Origin of the sequence: Lentzea sp. NBRC 102530 (assembly GCF_030269365.1) — a bacterium.
Classification (GTDB): domain Bacteria; phylum Actinomycetota; class Actinomycetes; order Mycobacteriales; family Pseudonocardiaceae; genus Lentzea.
Genome location: NZ_BSTF01000011.1, coordinates 35,824 through 49,121, shown reverse-complemented (window position 1 = coordinate 49,121; position 13,298 = coordinate 35,824). Strand labels below are relative to the sequence as shown.

Annotated in this window: 20 protein-coding genes; 13 read left to right on the top strand and 7 right to left on the bottom strand. The window is 69.5% G+C overall.

Features of this window, described 5'->3' with window-relative positions:
* Positions 1–230 precede the first annotated feature (230 nt).
* Positions 231–878: a response regulator gene (locus QSK25_RS27615; protein ID WP_030481367.1), complete on the top strand. Its 648-nt coding sequence runs from the start codon at positions 231–233 to the stop codon at positions 876–878.
* An 18-nt stretch (positions 879–896) separates the two neighbouring features.
* Here QSK25_RS27615 and QSK25_RS27610 read toward each other — a convergent pair whose 3' ends face one another.
* Together QSK25_RS27610 and bluB are read right to left on the bottom strand one after the other, a co-directional pair.
* Complete coding sequence (locus QSK25_RS27610) at positions 897–2,339, bottom strand: GGDEF domain-containing protein (protein WP_285642520.1); 1,443 nt, start codon at positions 2,337–2,339, stop codon at positions 897–899.
* A gap of 86 nt (positions 2,340–2,425) precedes the next feature.
* Positions 2,426–3,058 carry a 5,6-dimethylbenzimidazole synthase gene (bluB, locus tag QSK25_RS27605; protein ID WP_285642519.1) on the bottom strand — a complete coding sequence of 211 codons (633 nt, stop codon included), beginning with the start codon at positions 3,056–3,058 and terminating at the stop codon, positions 2,426–2,428.
* A gap of 84 nt (positions 3,059–3,142) precedes the next feature.
* Here bluB and QSK25_RS27600 point away from each other — a divergent pair, with 84 nt between their 5' ends.
* Positions 3,143–3,499: a hypothetical protein gene (locus QSK25_RS27600; RefSeq protein WP_285642518.1), complete on the top strand. Its 357-nt coding sequence runs from the start codon at positions 3,143–3,145 to the stop codon at positions 3,497–3,499.
* On the opposite strand, the gene rpsR is transcribed toward QSK25_RS27600, so the two are convergent.
* From rpsR to rpmB, 4 genes are read right to left on the bottom strand one after another with little or no spacing between them, the layout of a single operon-like run.
* Complete coding sequence (gene rpsR / locus QSK25_RS27595) at positions 3,447–3,677, bottom strand: 30S ribosomal protein S18 (protein ID WP_285642516.1); 231 nt, start codon at positions 3,675–3,677, stop codon at positions 3,447–3,449. The genes QSK25_RS27600 and rpsR overlap by 53 nt on opposite strands.
* Positions 3,677–3,970, bottom strand: a complete 294-nt coding sequence (gene rpsN / locus QSK25_RS27590) for a 30S ribosomal protein S14 (protein WP_285642515.1) — start codon at positions 3,968–3,970, stop codon at positions 3,677–3,679. The genes rpsR and rpsN overlap by 1 nt, the downstream gene beginning before the upstream one ends.
* Before the next feature lies 1 nt (position 3,971).
* Entirely contained in the window at positions 3,972–4,139 is a 168-nt protein-coding gene (gene rpmG / locus QSK25_RS27585; RefSeq protein ID WP_090097319.1) for a 50S ribosomal protein L33, read from the bottom strand.
* The gene (gene rpmB / locus QSK25_RS27580) at positions 4,139–4,369 is read right to left on the bottom strand and encodes a 50S ribosomal protein L28 (RefSeq protein ID WP_502881898.1); all 231 of its coding nucleotides are present in this window, start codon (positions 4,367–4,369) and stop codon (positions 4,139–4,141) included. Before rpmB ends, rpmG begins: the two co-directional genes overlap by 1 nt.
* Positions 4,370–4,418: 49 nt before the next feature.
* Here rpmB and QSK25_RS27575 point away from each other — a divergent pair, with 49 nt between their 5' ends.
* The 3 genes from QSK25_RS27575 to rpmF are packed head-to-tail and all read left to right on the top strand — an operon-like array spanning position 4,419 to position 5,712.
* Positions 4,419–5,303 carry a GTP-binding protein gene (locus QSK25_RS27575; RefSeq protein WP_285642508.1) on the top strand — a complete coding sequence of 295 codons (885 nt, stop codon included), beginning with the start codon at positions 4,419–4,421 and terminating at the stop codon, positions 5,301–5,303.
* Positions 5,300–5,551 carry a type B 50S ribosomal protein L31 gene (locus tag QSK25_RS27570; protein ID WP_285642506.1) on the top strand — a complete coding sequence of 84 codons (252 nt, stop codon included), beginning with the start codon at positions 5,300–5,302 and terminating at the stop codon, positions 5,549–5,551. The genes QSK25_RS27575 and QSK25_RS27570 overlap by 4 nt, the downstream gene beginning before the upstream one ends.
* Entirely contained in the window at positions 5,551–5,712 is a 162-nt protein-coding gene (gene rpmF, locus QSK25_RS27565) for a 50S ribosomal protein L32 (RefSeq protein WP_285642505.1), read from the top strand. Before QSK25_RS27570 ends, rpmF begins: the two co-directional genes overlap by 1 nt.
* Here rpmF and QSK25_RS27560 read toward each other — a convergent pair.
* On the bottom strand, positions 5,709–6,356 hold the full coding sequence (locus QSK25_RS27560; RefSeq protein WP_285642502.1) for a histidine phosphatase family protein: 648 nt from the start codon (positions 6,354–6,356) through the stop codon (positions 5,709–5,711). The two genes, rpmF and QSK25_RS27560, sit on opposite strands and share 4 nt — an antisense overlap.
* 74 nt (positions 6,357–6,430) lie before the next feature.
* Here QSK25_RS27560 and QSK25_RS27555 point away from each other — a divergent pair, with 74 nt between their 5' ends.
* From QSK25_RS27555 to QSK25_RS27520, 8 genes are all read left to right on the top strand, one after another.
* A complete protein-coding gene (locus QSK25_RS27555) occupies positions 6,431–6,751 on the top strand; it encodes an EthD family reductase (protein ID WP_285642501.1) in 321 nt (106 codons plus the stop codon).
* Entirely contained in the window at positions 6,748–7,569 is an 822-nt protein-coding gene (locus tag QSK25_RS27550) for a 3-hydroxyacyl-CoA dehydrogenase family protein (protein ID WP_285642498.1), read from the top strand. The genes QSK25_RS27555 and QSK25_RS27550 overlap by 4 nt, the downstream gene beginning before the upstream one ends.
* Before the next feature lie 10 nt (positions 7,570–7,579).
* Positions 7,580–8,737, top strand: coding sequence for a GNAT family N-acetyltransferase (locus tag QSK25_RS27545; protein WP_285642938.1), 1,158 nt, complete (start codon positions 7,580–7,582; stop codon positions 8,735–8,737).
* Positions 8,737–9,522 (top strand): class I SAM-dependent methyltransferase, encoded by a 786-nt coding sequence (locus QSK25_RS27540; protein ID WP_285642496.1) that lies wholly within the window; start codon positions 8,737–8,739, stop codon positions 9,520–9,522. The genes QSK25_RS27545 and QSK25_RS27540 overlap by 1 nt, the downstream gene beginning before the upstream one ends.
* Positions 9,523–9,533: 11 nt before the next feature.
* The gene (locus QSK25_RS27535) at positions 9,534–10,517 is read left to right on the top strand and encodes a nucleotidyltransferase domain-containing protein (RefSeq protein WP_285642493.1); all 984 of its coding nucleotides are present in this window, start codon (positions 9,534–9,536) and stop codon (positions 10,515–10,517) included.
* 19 nt (positions 10,518–10,536) lie between these two features.
* Positions 10,537–11,148 (top strand): trimeric intracellular cation channel family protein, encoded by a 612-nt coding sequence (locus QSK25_RS27530; RefSeq protein WP_285642492.1) that lies wholly within the window; start codon positions 10,537–10,539, stop codon positions 11,146–11,148.
* Between the two features lie 69 nt (positions 11,149–11,217).
* Positions 11,218–11,913 carry a response regulator transcription factor gene (locus tag QSK25_RS27525; protein WP_285642478.1) on the top strand — a complete coding sequence of 232 codons (696 nt, stop codon included), beginning with the start codon at positions 11,218–11,220 and terminating at the stop codon, positions 11,911–11,913.
* Positions 11,910–13,295, top strand: a complete 1,386-nt coding sequence (locus tag QSK25_RS27520; protein ID WP_285642476.1) for a sensor histidine kinase — start codon at positions 11,910–11,912, stop codon at positions 13,293–13,295. The genes QSK25_RS27525 and QSK25_RS27520 overlap by 4 nt, the downstream gene beginning before the upstream one ends.
* Positions 13,296–13,298 lie beyond the last annotated feature (3 nt).

Sequence of the window (13,298 nt, the reverse complement as noted above, 5' to 3'; positions counted from 1 at the left end):
AGTGGGATTTCCAGTTTTGGTCACACACAGTTCCGATGGCCCCTCTAAAGCCCTGGTGGCATGCCTACGCAGCGAAGTCGGGCGCCAATTCCGGTAACTGTGAACGTTGCGGGTGATCTCGAAAATCCGTTACCACATGATGAGATAACTGAGAATTAACGTGACCTTCGGCGTGCGTACGCGAAGATCACGAACATGAGGGAGCACGGAACGCCAATGCGGGAGGCGTCGTGATCAAGGTTCTGCTGGCCGACGACGAGGATCTCGTCCGTTCCGGCCTTCGCATGATCCTGAGCAGCGTCGGAGACATCGAAGTTGTTGCTGAGGCCGATGACGGGCACCTGGTAGCCGACCTGGCGCGCCAGCACCGTCCGCACGTGGTTCTGCTCGACATCCGGATGCGCACCTCGGACGGGCTCGTGGCTTTGCGGAGGCTGCGGACCCTGCCGGACCCACCCAGGGTCTGCATCCTGACCACGTTCGACGTCGACGAATACGTTTCGGAAGCACTGCGCCTCGGCGCGGCCGGCTTCCTTCTCAAAGACACCGAACCGGAACAGCTCGTCAAAGCCGTGCGCGATCTCGCGCGCGGAGGAGCGGTTCTCGACCCCGGCGTCGCGGCGAGAGTTCTCGCGGCGGTGGCCGACGGCGAACGAATGGCGGAGCCGGCGCGACGGCTCCTGCAGAGCCTGTCCGAACGCGAGCGCGAGGTGCTCGTGCTGATCGGCCAGGGCATGTCCAACGCGGAGATCGGCGGCACCCTGCACCTGTCGGAGGCGACGGTGAAGGGCTACGTCTCGTCCGTGCTCGGCAAGATCGGCGCGGTCAACCGCGTGCAGGCCGCGCTGGTGGCCTACCGCGGCGGCCTGATCGCCTGACCTGCCGCTGGTGCTGCACTAGGGAACGACCTCGTCCACCGAGGGCTCGACCTCGACCCTGTTGCGGCCGTGGCGCTTGGCGCGGTAGAGCGCCATGTCCGCGGCCGCGAACAGCTGGTCCAGTTTGGCCGGTCCCGCCGCCACGCCGATGCTCACGGTCGGGCGGCGGACCGCGCCCAGCACCATCGTCCAGTCGTGGCCGTCGACGGCCGCGCGGATCCGCTCGGCCACGTTCGGGCCGACGTCCATGTTCGGCCCGGTGTCGCCCAGCAGCACCACGAACTCGTCACCGGCCCAGCGCGCCACCAGGTCGTCCGCACGGCACTCGCGCCGCAGCAGCGTCGCGATCTCGCGCAACGCTGCGTCGCCCGTCGCGTGCCCGGCGTCGTCGTTGACGTTCTTGAACCAGTCCACGTCGACCAGCACCAGCCACGGCACCCGCCCGCGCGCCGCCGTCGACTCCAGCAGCGCCGCGGCCGCCCGTTCCAGCCCGAGCCGGTTCGCGAGGCCGGTCAACGGGTCCCGCGCCGCGGCCTCCTGCGCCGCCACCGCGAGGCGTTGCGCCTGAACGGCCACACGCCGCTGTTCCAGCGCCTGGCCGAGGCCCTCCTGCAACGTCTCCCTGGCCGTGCGGGACGCCTGCATGGACCGGCGCAACGCCTCGGCCTCGCCCTGCGCGTCGTCGAGCCCGTGGCAGATGTCCGCGAGCTCCGTGGAGAACCGCAGCAGCAGGGACGTGTCGTTGATGCGTTCGGCGTGGGACACCGCACGGGACGCGAGTGTGCGTGCCTCGTCGAGATCGCCCTGTTCGCGGCGCACGACGGACAGGACCCAGTTGCCGACCGAGATGCCCCACAGGTCCTCGGCGTCGACCGACAGCCGCAGGGTCTCCTCGCCCATCTCCTCGGCCTTGTCCAGCTGGCCGACACCGGCGAGCGACCGCCCGCACGCTCCGAGCAGGGCACGCCGGTGCCCCTCGTCCTTGACGATGCCCAGGCCTTCGTCCAGGTAGGCCAGGGCCTCCTCGAAGATCGCGGGCGCCGCGGCGGGAGGTCCGGAGCAGGCGCGGAAGTTGAGGGAGCCACCGAGGCGTTGCAGGCACTGGGCCAGCACGTCGGTGTTGCCCGCGCGCCGCGCCACCTGGACGGACAGCCGCAGCATGTCCAGGGCGGCGCGGCGGTTGCCGATGCCCTCCATCAGATAACCGAGGGAGCCCATCGTGTGGGCCACGGCCGGGCTGTCCGACCGTTCGGCGTCGAGGTCGGTCCAGCCCTCGGCGGCCAGTTCCAGGGCGAGGGGGATGCGGCCGAGCCGCCACGCCATCACGGCCCGGTTGACCAGCACGGCGGACCGGACCCACCGGTCAGCGCCGGGGGACACCTTCGTGACCACCTCGTCGAAGAGGCTGTTCGCCTCCGGCACGCGGCCAGCGTTGTACAACGCGCGGACTTCGAGGTCCAATCGCGGAATCTGGCCCGCTACCAGCGGATCGCGCTGCTCCACTCGTTCATCGACTCCGTTCCGACTCGCCGAGCGGCCCGCACAGGCTACCGGGTGTGCCGCGCCCCGTACCGATCGTGGTGCAGGACGTCGTCGAGGGGTAGCCGGTTGCGCCATCCGTGACGTTCCAAATCGGGCGCATCGGGCAGCGATCGAACCGGTCCCACGCACAACCACGCCACCGGGCGGACTCTGGCAGGGATGTCCAGCAGGCGGCGCAGCACATCTTCTCGGTAGAAGCTCACCCAGCCGACACCGAGGCCCTCTTCGGTGGCGGCGAGCCACAGATTCTGGATGGCCAGACACACCGAGTACAAGCCCGCGTCCGAAATCGCGTGCCGGCCGAGCACCGCCGGCGAGCCCCGGTCGGGGTCGTAGGTGACCACGATGCCGAGCGACGACTCCATGACGCCCTCGACCTTGATCCGCGCGAACGTCTCCGCGCGCTCCTCGTCGAGCTGCGCCGCGAAGACGCTGCGCTCGGCGTGGACGTGGTCGCGGAACGAGCGCCGGATCGACTCGTCCCGCACGAGCACGAAGTCCCACGGTTGCGACAACCCGACGCTCGGGGCGGCGTGCGCGGCCGTCAGCACGCGGCGGAGGACGTCCTCCGGGATTTCTTCACCGGAGAACTCGGCGCGGGTGTCCCTGCGGCGGTGGACCACGTCGTACAGGCTCATTCGACCGATCGTGCCTCACTCGAAAGCACCAACTTCACGCCTGGGAGGTGGCGCTGATCTCACCTGACGCGATACACCGATCGGATGCGCAGAATGAAGGGTGGTTACGGCTCCGCGCTCGGATTCGGCGGCGGAGTCGGCGTGACCACGTTCACCGGGGCCTGGCCGCTGCCGGCCCTGATGCTCCTCGCCGCGGTCGTGGTCGTCGTTTCGCTCAAGACCACGATCGTCGGAGCCGGACTGGCCGCCGTGCAGTGCTGGGGCCTCTACGCGACCTTCTTGGTGGGTGTTCGTGGCGATCTGACGGTCGACGAACACACGACCTGGGCGCTCGCGTTGCTGGTGCAGCTCGCCGCGCTGGCGTTCCTGGCCAGCGCGGCGATCCGCGTCATCGCCCTTGTGACGGGTACGGCAGCAGGGCCATCTCCCGTGCGTTCTTGATGGCCGTGGCGACCTGGCGCTGCTGCTGCGGCGTCAGGCCGGTCACCCGGCGGGACCGGATCTTGCCCCGGTCCGAGATGAACTTGCGCAGCAGCGTGACGTCCTTCCAGTCGACGACGGCCACGCCCTCCTTCGCGAGCAGGTTGACCCTGCGCTTGAGCGGCTTCCGTTCGCGCATCACCAGCTCGCCTTCGACACGCCGGGCAGTTCGCCGCGGTGGGCCATTTCCCTGAGCCTGACGCGGGACAGGCCGAACTTCCGGTTGTAGGCACGCGGCCGTCCGTCCACGACGTCCCGGTTGCGCAGCCTGGTCGGGGACGCGTCCCGCGGCAGCTTCTGCAGGCCCCGCAACGCTTCCTCGCGCGTTTCCGGGTGCCGCAGCTTCTCCTTGAGCTCGGCCCGCCGCTCCGCGTACCTCGCCACGACCTCGCGGCGCCGTTGATCCGCGGCGATCTTCGACTTCTTCGCCACGTCAGCGCTCCTCTTTGAACTCGACGTGCTTGCGCGCGACCGGGTCGTACTTGCGCAGCACCAGGCGGTCGGGGTCGTTGCGGCGGTTCTTGCGGGTCACGTACGTGTACCCGGTGCCGGCGGTCGACCTCATCTTGATGATCGGCCGGACGTCCGTGCTCTTGGCCATCAGACCTTCACCCCTTGTTGCCTCAACTTCGCCACGGCGGCCTCGATGCCGATCTTGTCCACGGTCTTGATGCCCTTCGCGGACAGCGTGAGCGTCACGAACCTGTTCAGCGACGGCACGAAGTACCGCTTGCGCTGGACGTTCGGGTCCCACCGGCGCCGCGTCTTGCGTTGCGAGTGCGAGACGCGGTTGCCGAAGCCCGGCTCCCGGCCGGTCAGCTGGCAGCGCACGAGTACCTCCAGATTGAAACGACTTTCGTTTTCATCTACGGTACCCCACATGGAAACCGTTGTCGTCATGGTGGCGGGGCTGGTGGACCACGACGTCGCCGTGCGGGTGTGGCGCGACCGGCCCGGTTCGGTGCTCGTGCGGCACGTCGCCGAGGAAACGTGCGTGCGGCGGTGGGTCGACGGCATCGCGACCGACGTCGAACTGCTGCACGGCTGCGTGTCCTGCACGGTGCGCGAAGACCTGCGTGAGCTGCTCGAGAGCCTCGAGGGCCACACGGTCGTGCTGCACCTGGACCCGCTGCTGGAACCCGACGCGGTGCGGCGCAAGCTCGACGTCGACGTCGAGTGCGTGATCACCGTGCTCGACGCGGCCACCTGGCTGGACGACGCCCTCGGCGACGCGTCCATGGTCAGCGACCAGCGGACGGTGGCGCAGGTCGTCGTCGCGCAGGCCGAGGCCGCGGACGTGCTGGTGCTGCAGGGAGAAGCGGACGAACGCACGATCGCCGTGCTCGACCGGCTCGCTCCCGGCGCGCACCGCTGCACGCCGGACACGGTGTGCGTGCGGCGGTCCGCACGGCCGCGACTGGTGCCGTTGACACCGGAGTGCGGTGTCTCGACGGCGGTTTTCACGGCCGACCGGCCGTTCCACCCGGCCCGGTTGAACGACGCGCTCGACTCGTTGCTGGACGGAACGGTCGTGCGCTCGCGCGGCCGGCTCTGGGTCGCCGACGAACCGGACGTGGCGCTGCACCTGGAATCCGCGGGCTGCGGCCTGCACGTCGGCGAGGGCGGGCCGCGCGGCGGCAAGACCACCCAGATCGTGGCGATCACCCTCGGCGAGCCGGACACGATCACGGCGGCGTTCGCCCAGGCTCTGCTCACCGACGACGAACTGTCCTTCGTGGACTCGATCCGAAAGCTGGACGTATGAAGCCAGGAATCCACCCCGACTACCACCCCGTCGTCTTCCAGGACGCGTCCACCGGCAAGACCTTCCTGACCCGGTCGACCGCGACGTCGGCCAAGACGATCGAGTGGGAGGACGGCAACTCCTACCCGTTGCTGGTCGTCGACATCACCGCCGACTCGCACCCGTTCTGGACCGGTACCCAGCGGGTCATGGACACCGCGGGCCGGGTCGAGAAGTTCAACCGCCGCTATGGAAAGCGAGAGCGCTGATGGCCGTTCCCAAGCGCAGGACGTCCCGGTCCAACACGCGCCACCGCCGGTCGCAGTGGAAGGCCGTCGCCCCGGACCTGGTGACCGTGCGGACGCTGGACGGCAAGGAACTCCTCGTGCCTCGCCGGCTCGTGGCGGCCTACCAGCGGGGCCTGATCTAGACCGGGTGCTGGACCGTTCCGTCCGGTGAGTCGCGCCACTGGTCGAAGGGGCGGTCCAGCCTCCACCCGGCACCGTCGTGGTCGATCACGCGGTGCTCGCAGGTGTCCGGATTGGACAGCGACTCGAACAGGTCGATGCTCCAGTCGAAGAACCTGCGGCACAACAACCTCATCGTCAGGCCGTGCGTGACGACCAGCACCGTCTTCGGGTGGTGGTCGTCCTTGTGCATCCGCACGGTCAGGCCGTCGAGGAACGCCGCCACCCGGTCGTCCACGTCCGCGCCCGACTCGCCGTTGGGCAGCCGGAAGAAGAAGTGCCCGAACGCGTGCCGCTGGTGCTTGAGCACCTCCTGCTGCACCGGGTCCTGCAGGTTGCCCCAGTCCTGCTCGCGCACCCGCGGCTCGGTGACGATCCGCTCCGCGTCGAGGCCGAGCAGTTCGAACGTCCGCTTGGTGCGCTTGTACGGCGAGACGTAGGCCGCGACCGGGCCGGCGCCGACGAGCTCCTTGATCGTCGTTCCGGCCGCCCGCGCCTGGTCCTCGCCCACCGCCGTCAGCGGGAGGGCGTGGTCGGGGATGCGGCAGTAGGCGAGCTCGTCGACGTTGCCGAGGCTCTGTCCGTGGCGCAGCAGGATGATCCGCACTCCACCATCGTGCCTCAGCTCGCCGGGTGCTCCGGGCGTTACAGTGCTCGGCGAGTCGAGGAGGATGGTGTCACATGATCAAGTACATCGCGCTGTACCGGCGGCCCGACGACCCCGAGGGCTTCGACCGGAAGTACTTCGAGTCGCACCTGCCGGTCGTGAACTCCGTTCCCGGCCTGGTCCGCGCCGAGGTCGCCAAGGTGCAGCAGGTGTTCCTGGCCGGGTTCCTCGGGGACACCGAGCCGCACCTCATCGCCGAGATGTACTTCACGTCCGAGGAGACCTTCAAGGCTGCCCTGAAGTCCCCGGAGTGGGCCACGTCGGGCGCCAACCTCGCCGAGATCGGCGGCATGGAGCTCGTGGCCATGTTCGCCGCCGAGGTGGTCGAGTCGTGAAGGCCGTCGTCATCGGCGGCGGCACGATGGGCGCGGGCATCGCGCATCTCCTGCTCGCGGGTGGCCACCACGTCTGGCTGGTGGAGGCCGACGCGGAACGGGCGCATGCCGGTTTCCTGGGCGTGAAGTCCTCGCTGCACAAGGCCGAGGCGAAGGGCAAGCTCAACGGTGGTGACGCCGACGAGCTGCTGGAGAACCTGACGGTGGGCGAACCGCCGGCCGACGCCGAACTCGTCGTCGAGGCCGTGCCGGAGAACGTGCCGCTCAAGCAGAAGGTGCTGGGCGACGCGGCGGCGAAGTGCCCGGACGCGGTGCTGACGTCCAACACGTCGTCGCTCTCGATCGCCGACATCGCCGAGGGACTCCCCGGCGAACGCGTGCTGGGCATGCACTTCTTCAACCCGGTTCCCGTGCAGCAGCTCGTCGAGCTCGTGCACCACGACGGCGTCGACCCGGCGAACGTGGCCAAGGTGCGGACCTGGGCTGAAGAACTGGGAAAAACCGTGATCGAAGTGCGTGACTCTCCCGGGTTCGCGACCTCGCGGCTGGGCGTCGCCGTGGGCATGGAAGCGATCCGGATGGTCGAGGAGGGCGTCGCCTCCGCCGCCGACATCGACACCGGCATGAAGCTCGGTTACCGCTGGCCGATGGGCCCGCTGGAGCTCACCGACCTGGTCGGACTCGACGTCCGGCTGGCGATCGCCGAGAACCTGGCGGAGCAGCTCGGGCCCCGGTTCGAGCCGCCTCGGTTGTTGCGCGACAAGGTCGCGCGCAACGAGCTGGGGAAGAAGACGGGCCAGGGCTTCTTTTCCTGGTAGATAGTTGTCCGTGCACATCCGCGAGTACACCGAGGACGACCGCGACGCCGTGTTCCGGCTCCGCAAGGTGGCGTTCAACGCGACCGAACTGCCGGAAAGGCTCGTGCGCGAGGGCACCCGCGGTCTCCTCGCCGAGATCGACGGCCAGGCCGCGGGTGTGCTCGGCATCGGTGCGTTCGCCCAGTTCTACGGCGGCGCCGCGGTCCCCATGGGCGGGATCGGCGGCGTCGCCGTCGATGGCTCGTTCCGCGGCAGGGGAGTCGCGAACGCGTTGCTCGACGCGGCGCTGCACGTCATGCGCGAGCACGGCCAGCCGATCTCCGCGCTCTACCCGACGGTGCCCGCGCTGTACCGGGGCCGCGGCTGGGAGAAGGCCGGGGTCTTCGAGTGGGTCGAGCTGCCGATGGACAGGCTGCTCTCAGTTCCGAAGCCCTCCGAGCTGATAGCTTCGCGCCCGGCGACCGGGAGCGATCTCACCGCGCTGCACGACTGCTATCTCGAAGTGGCCAGGACGATCGACGGCATGGCGGACCGCCGCCCACCGCGCATCGACGTCGAGAAGGTGCTGGAGATGGACCTGGTGACGGTGCTGCCCGGCCCGAACGGCCTGCGCGGGTACCTGACCGCGAAGCGTGAGCCCGGCGGTGACATGGGCCGCCTCAAGGTGTTCGACCTCATCGCCGTCGACGTGGACGCCCAGCTGACCCTCCTCGCCTCGCTCGCGTCGTGGGCGGGCACGCTGGAGGCGATCGACGTGCGGATCACCGACCCGGCCACGGTGAACTTCCTCGGCAGCACCCCGATGCGCCACTCGGTGTGGAGCTCGACGTGGATGCAACGCGTCGTGGACCTGCCCGCCGCCGTGGCCGCCCGCGGTTGGCCACGGCTCGCTGACACCGTGGTGGACCTGGAGGTCGTCGACGCCCACGCGCCGTGGCACGCCGGCCTGCACCGGCTCGTCGTCGAGGACGGCGCGGTGCGCCTCGAACCCGGCGGCACCGGCGCGGTCCGGCTGCACGCCCGCGCCCTGGGGCCGTGGTTCTCCGGCGCGCAGAACACGCATGCGTTGCGGCGCGCGGGTTTGCTGGAGGGCGACCCGGCCGACGCGGTGGTGCTCGACCAGCTCACCGGCACGTCCGGTGGTCCCCGGCTCGCGGACTTCTTCTGATGGCCGACGTCTACCACGAGGTCATGCGGACGATCTGGGACCACAACCTCCACTTCGGCCTGTGGACGTCCGAAGAGGACGACTCCTCCAACCGCATCGCCGCCGAACGCATGACGGCGCTGCACATCGACAAGCTCGGCGCGTGGCACGGCTCGCGCGTGCTGGACCTGGGCCGGCGCGTCGGCACGTCCGCGTTCCGGCTGGCCGAGGCCTCGCACGCGGACATCGTGTCGGTGTCGCCGTTCGCCGAGCACGTTTCGGCGGCCAACTCGCGGGCCGAAGCGTTGTTCGTGGACGAGCAGGTGCGGTTCGTGCACGCCGACCCGCACGCGATGCCGTTCCCGGACGACGCGTTCGACGCGGCGTGGGCCTTGGAGACGTTGCCGCACTTGGGGGACCGCGTCGGCGTGTTGCGCGAGTTCGCCCGTGTCGTGAAGCCGTCCGGTCTGGTGGTGGTGTCGGACTTCGTGCAGCGCAGACCGGTTCCGGACGGCCTGATCGACGACATCCAGTCCATTTTGACCACGTACGACATCGACGAGCTGCCGACGTTCGCCGGATATCCGAAGCTGTTGGCGGCGGCCGGTTTGCAGGTGGTCGAGCTGCTGGACCTGAGCAACGAGACGCGCAGGACCGTGCCGCGGATGCAGGAGGGCGCACGCAGGCATTACGACGCTCTCGTTGCGGCGCACGGAGAAGAAGCACGACGCTATTTGGACGAGATCCTGTCGCCGCTCGCCATCCAACCGTCACTGGGGTATTTGCTGGCGGTTGCACGCGTGTGAACAATGGCCTTGTGGCGGGGGACCAGGACGAGGTCAGGCATGCCTACGGCGACAACATGGGTTGGCGCCTGAAGGGCTATGCCAGGCACCTCAGTGGCGCCCCCGTCAGCGTGCGGGAGATCTCGCGCACCGAGTTCCTGATGATCAGGCCGTTCTTCGACGCCGAGGACAACCCCTGGCTCGTCGACCTGAACGAGGTGCTGCCGGCGATCCGGCCGTGCGTCGAGCACGTGCTCGGCCCGCTGAACCCCGACGAGGACTACTACGTCACCGGCCACCCGCTGGACTGGGACAAGGACCCGGTGCAGGTGGCGCGGGACCTGCTCGACACGTACTACCCGCTGGCGACGGCGGCGTTCCTCGGCGGCAGCGTGGCGGCCGGCACCTACACGGCCAACTCCGACCTCGACATGATCGTCATCGTGCGCGACCTGCCCGGCGCGTTCCGCGAGACGCTGCGGCACCGGGGCTGGCCGGTCGAGCTGTTCTGTCACACGATCGAGTCGTTCTGGGACTTCGTGGCCCGCGACGCCGAGGGCCGCCGGCCGCCGTTGCTGAACATGTGCGCCGACGGGTTCCTCATGCTCGACTCCGACGGCACCGGGCAGCGCATGCGGGCAGAGGCGCGGTCGTTGCTCGACGCCGGACCGGCGCCCGCGAGCGCGTCCGAACTGGAGGACCGCCGGTACGGCGCCACCGACCTGCTCGAGGACCTCATCGGGGCGCGGGACGAGGACGAACGGCTGTTCGTCGCTGCCCAGCTGCTGACCCGCGCGGGCGAGCTGGCGCTGGTCGTGCGGAACCGGTGGCTCGGGCACGGCAAGTGGCTGCTGCGGCGGTTGCGGGACGCGGGGGAGGACGAGCTCGTGGACTCCTACCGGGAGTTGGTGCGCGGGTCCGGTGCCGACCGGTTCATCGCGGCCGTGGAGGGGATCCTCATGGCCGCGGGCGGGCGGATGGAAGCCGGTTACCGCCGGGAAGCGCTGCCCAAGTAAGGCACTATTCTCTCCGTTCGTGCTGCTCATCGTCCTGGAGCTGATCGGTATCGCGGTCTTCGCCGCCTCCGGAGCGGTCGCCGCGGTGCGGGCCCGCCTGGACGTGTTCGGCGTGATCATCCTGGCGCTCACCACGGCGTTGGGCGGCGGCATCATCCGCGACGTGCTGCTCGGCGTGCACCCGCCGACATCGCTGCGGAACTGGCCGTACCTGCTGGTCGCCGGCGGCACGGGCCTGATCGTCTTCTGGTTCCACCCGCAGGTCGCCAAGCTCCGCCGCTCCGTGCTGCTGCTCGACGCCGTGGGGCTCGGTCTGTTCGTGACGTCCGGAACGTCAACTGCCCTCACACTTGGCGCGACTCCTTACGCGGCGTGCCTGATCGGTATGACGACCGGAATCGGCGGTGGCGCGCTGCGTGACCTTCTTCTTCGGGAGATCCCGTTGGTCCTGCGGAGAGAGATCTACGCCGTGGCCGCGCTGTCCGGTGCGGTCATCGTCGCTGCTGGTGAATGGGCCGGATTCCCGAAAGGCCTGGTCGCGCTGATCGGTGCGTCAACAATCATCACCATCAGGCTGATCGCGCTCTGGCGGAAGTGGAACGCACCGGTCGCGCGTGGCTTGGAAGGTTAACGCCGAACTCACACCCGCTGTTGAGGCCCTTCTCAGGCACTTCTCAGATGCCTCGGCAAGACTGCCCTCATGCGCATCCTCGTTGTCGATGACGATCGGGCGGTCAGGGAGTCACTCCGCCGCTCGCTCCAGTTCAACGGCTACCAGGTCGAGACTGCCGGAGACGGCATGCAGGCCCTGGAGTCGGTGACCGCCGCCAGGCCGGACGCGATGGTGCTCGACGTGATGATGCCCCGCCTCGACGGCCTCGAGGTGTGCCGCAGGCTGCGCAGCACCGGTGACGACCTGCCCATCCTCGTGCTGACCGCGCGGGACGCCGTGAGCGACCGGGTGTCCGGTCTGGACGCCGGCGCCGACGACTACCTGCCCAAGCCGTTCGCTCTGGAGGAGTTGCTGGCCCGGTTGCGCGCGTTGCTGCGCAGGGCCGCGCACGACGACGACGCGGCCCAGCAGTCCGCGGCCGCGCTGAAGTTCGCCGACCTGGAGCTGGACCCGTCCACCCGCGACGTCCGCCGCGGCGAGCGTCCGATCAGCCTCACCCGCACCGAGTTCGCGCTGCTCGAGCTCCTGCTGGCGCACCCGCGCCAGGTGCTCACCCGCAGCCGCATCCTGGAGGACGTGTGGGGATACGACTTCCCGACCTCGGGCAACGCTCTCGAGGTCTACGTGGGCTACCTGCGCCGCAAGACGGAGCTGGAGGGCGAGCCGAGGCTGATCCACACGGTGCGCGGGGTGGGCTACGTCCTGCGGGAGACCCCTCCGTGATCGAACCGCAGGGGCGCCTGCAGAGGGCGTCGCTGCGGGCCCGGGTCACCTGGCTCGCGGCGTTCTGCGTCGCCGGCGCCGTCGCGTTGGTGTCCCTCGGCGCGTACGTCGTGGTGCGCAAGAGCACGTACGACGCGCTGGACGACGGTCTGCGCCAGCGCGCCGCCACGGTCGCCAACGGCAAGAAGGTCAACGACCCGAACGAGCTCATCAACTACCCGGCCGCGTTCCTCGCGGCCGGCGACGTGAAGATGGGCGTGCTGATGGCGGACTCCGGCAAGCTCTCGTACCCGAAGGAGTCCGAGCCGCCGCCGACGGTCCAGGAGGCCTGGGACGTCGCGGACGGCGACCGTCTCGAGTTCATCTGGACCGACCACAAGACCGAGTCGCGCGTCATCGCCGTGCCGTACCAGTCGGGTCAGGCGATCATCATCGCCCAGTCGATGGTGCCGCAGCGGACGACGCTGGCGCAGCTCAGCGTGGTGTTGTTGCTGATCGGCGGCGCGGGCGTGCTGCTCGCGGCCATCGCGGGCACGGCCGTGGCGAGGACGAGCCTGAGACCCGTCCAGCGCCTCACCGAAGCCACCGAGCGCGTCGCCAACACCGGCGACCTGACGCCGATCCCGGTGTCGGGCGACGACGAGCTGGCGCGGTTGACGCACAGCTTCAACGCGATGCTGGGCGCCGTCGCCGAGTCGCAGGAACGGCAACGCCGGCTGGTCGCCGACGCGGGCCACGAGCTGCGCACGCCGTTGACGTCCATGCGCACCAACCTCGAACTGCTGCTCGCCTCGGAACGCCCCGGCTCCCCGACGTTGTCGCAGGAGGACAAATCGGAGATCCAGGCCGACGTGCGCGCCCAGATCGACGAACTGACCACGCTGATCGGTGACCTGGTCGAACTCGCCCGTGAGGACGCCCCGCAGGTCGTGCACGAGCCGGTCGACCTCGTCGAGGTGGTAGAACGGTCCCTGGACCGCGCGCGCCGCCGCGCCTCGAACACCGTGACGTTCGACGTGCAGCTGCAACCGTGGACACTTCTGGGTGATTCCAGTGCCCTGGAGCGCGCCGTGCTGAACCTCCTCGACAACGCGGTGAAGTTCAGCCCGTCGGGCTCGGCGGTGCGCCTGACCCTTCGGCAGATGGGTGACGGCAGCGCCATCGTGGAGGTCGCGGACGCGGGCCCCGGCATCGCGGACGCCGATCTACCTCACGTTTTCGAGCGGTTCTACCGTTCGTCCGAGGCGCGGACCCTGCCGGGTTCCGGACTCGGACTCGCCATCGTCAAGCAGGTGGCACAACGGCACGGCGGCACGGCCACGGCGGGCAGAGCCCCCGAGGGCGGGGCCCTGTTCACGTTGCGCCTACCCGGACGTCCGTAAGGT

Coding starts and splice junctions, on each gene's coding strand:
- QSK25_RS27525 (WP_285642478.1), top strand. CDS start 11,218: ATGCGCATCCTCGTTGTCGATGACGATCGGGCGGTCAGGGAGTCACTC.
- bluB (WP_285642519.1), bottom strand. CDS start 3,058: ATGAGCCTGTACGACGTGGTCCACCGCCGCAGGGACACCCGCGCCGAG.
- rpsR (WP_285642516.1), bottom strand. CDS start 3,677: ATGCGCGAACGGAAGCCGCTCAAGCGCAGGGTCAACCTGCTCGCGAAG.
- QSK25_RS27570 (WP_285642506.1), top strand. CDS start 5,300: ATGAAGCCAGGAATCCACCCCGACTACCACCCCGTCGTCTTCCAGGAC.
- rpmG (WP_090097319.1), bottom strand. CDS start 4,139: ATGGCCAAGAGCACGGACGTCCGGCCGATCATCAAGATGAGGTCGACC.
- QSK25_RS27575 (WP_285642508.1), top strand. CDS start 4,419: ATGGAAACCGTTGTCGTCATGGTGGCGGGGCTGGTGGACCACGACGTC.
- rpmF (WP_285642505.1), top strand. CDS start 5,551: ATGGCCGTTCCCAAGCGCAGGACGTCCCGGTCCAACACGCGCCACCGC.
- QSK25_RS27540 (WP_285642496.1), top strand. CDS start 8,737: ATGGCCGACGTCTACCACGAGGTCATGCGGACGATCTGGGACCACAAC.
- QSK25_RS27555 (WP_285642501.1), top strand. CDS start 6,431: ATGATCAAGTACATCGCGCTGTACCGGCGGCCCGACGACCCCGAGGGC.
- QSK25_RS27600 (WP_285642518.1), top strand. CDS start 3,143: ATGCGCAGAATGAAGGGTGGTTACGGCTCCGCGCTCGGATTCGGCGGC.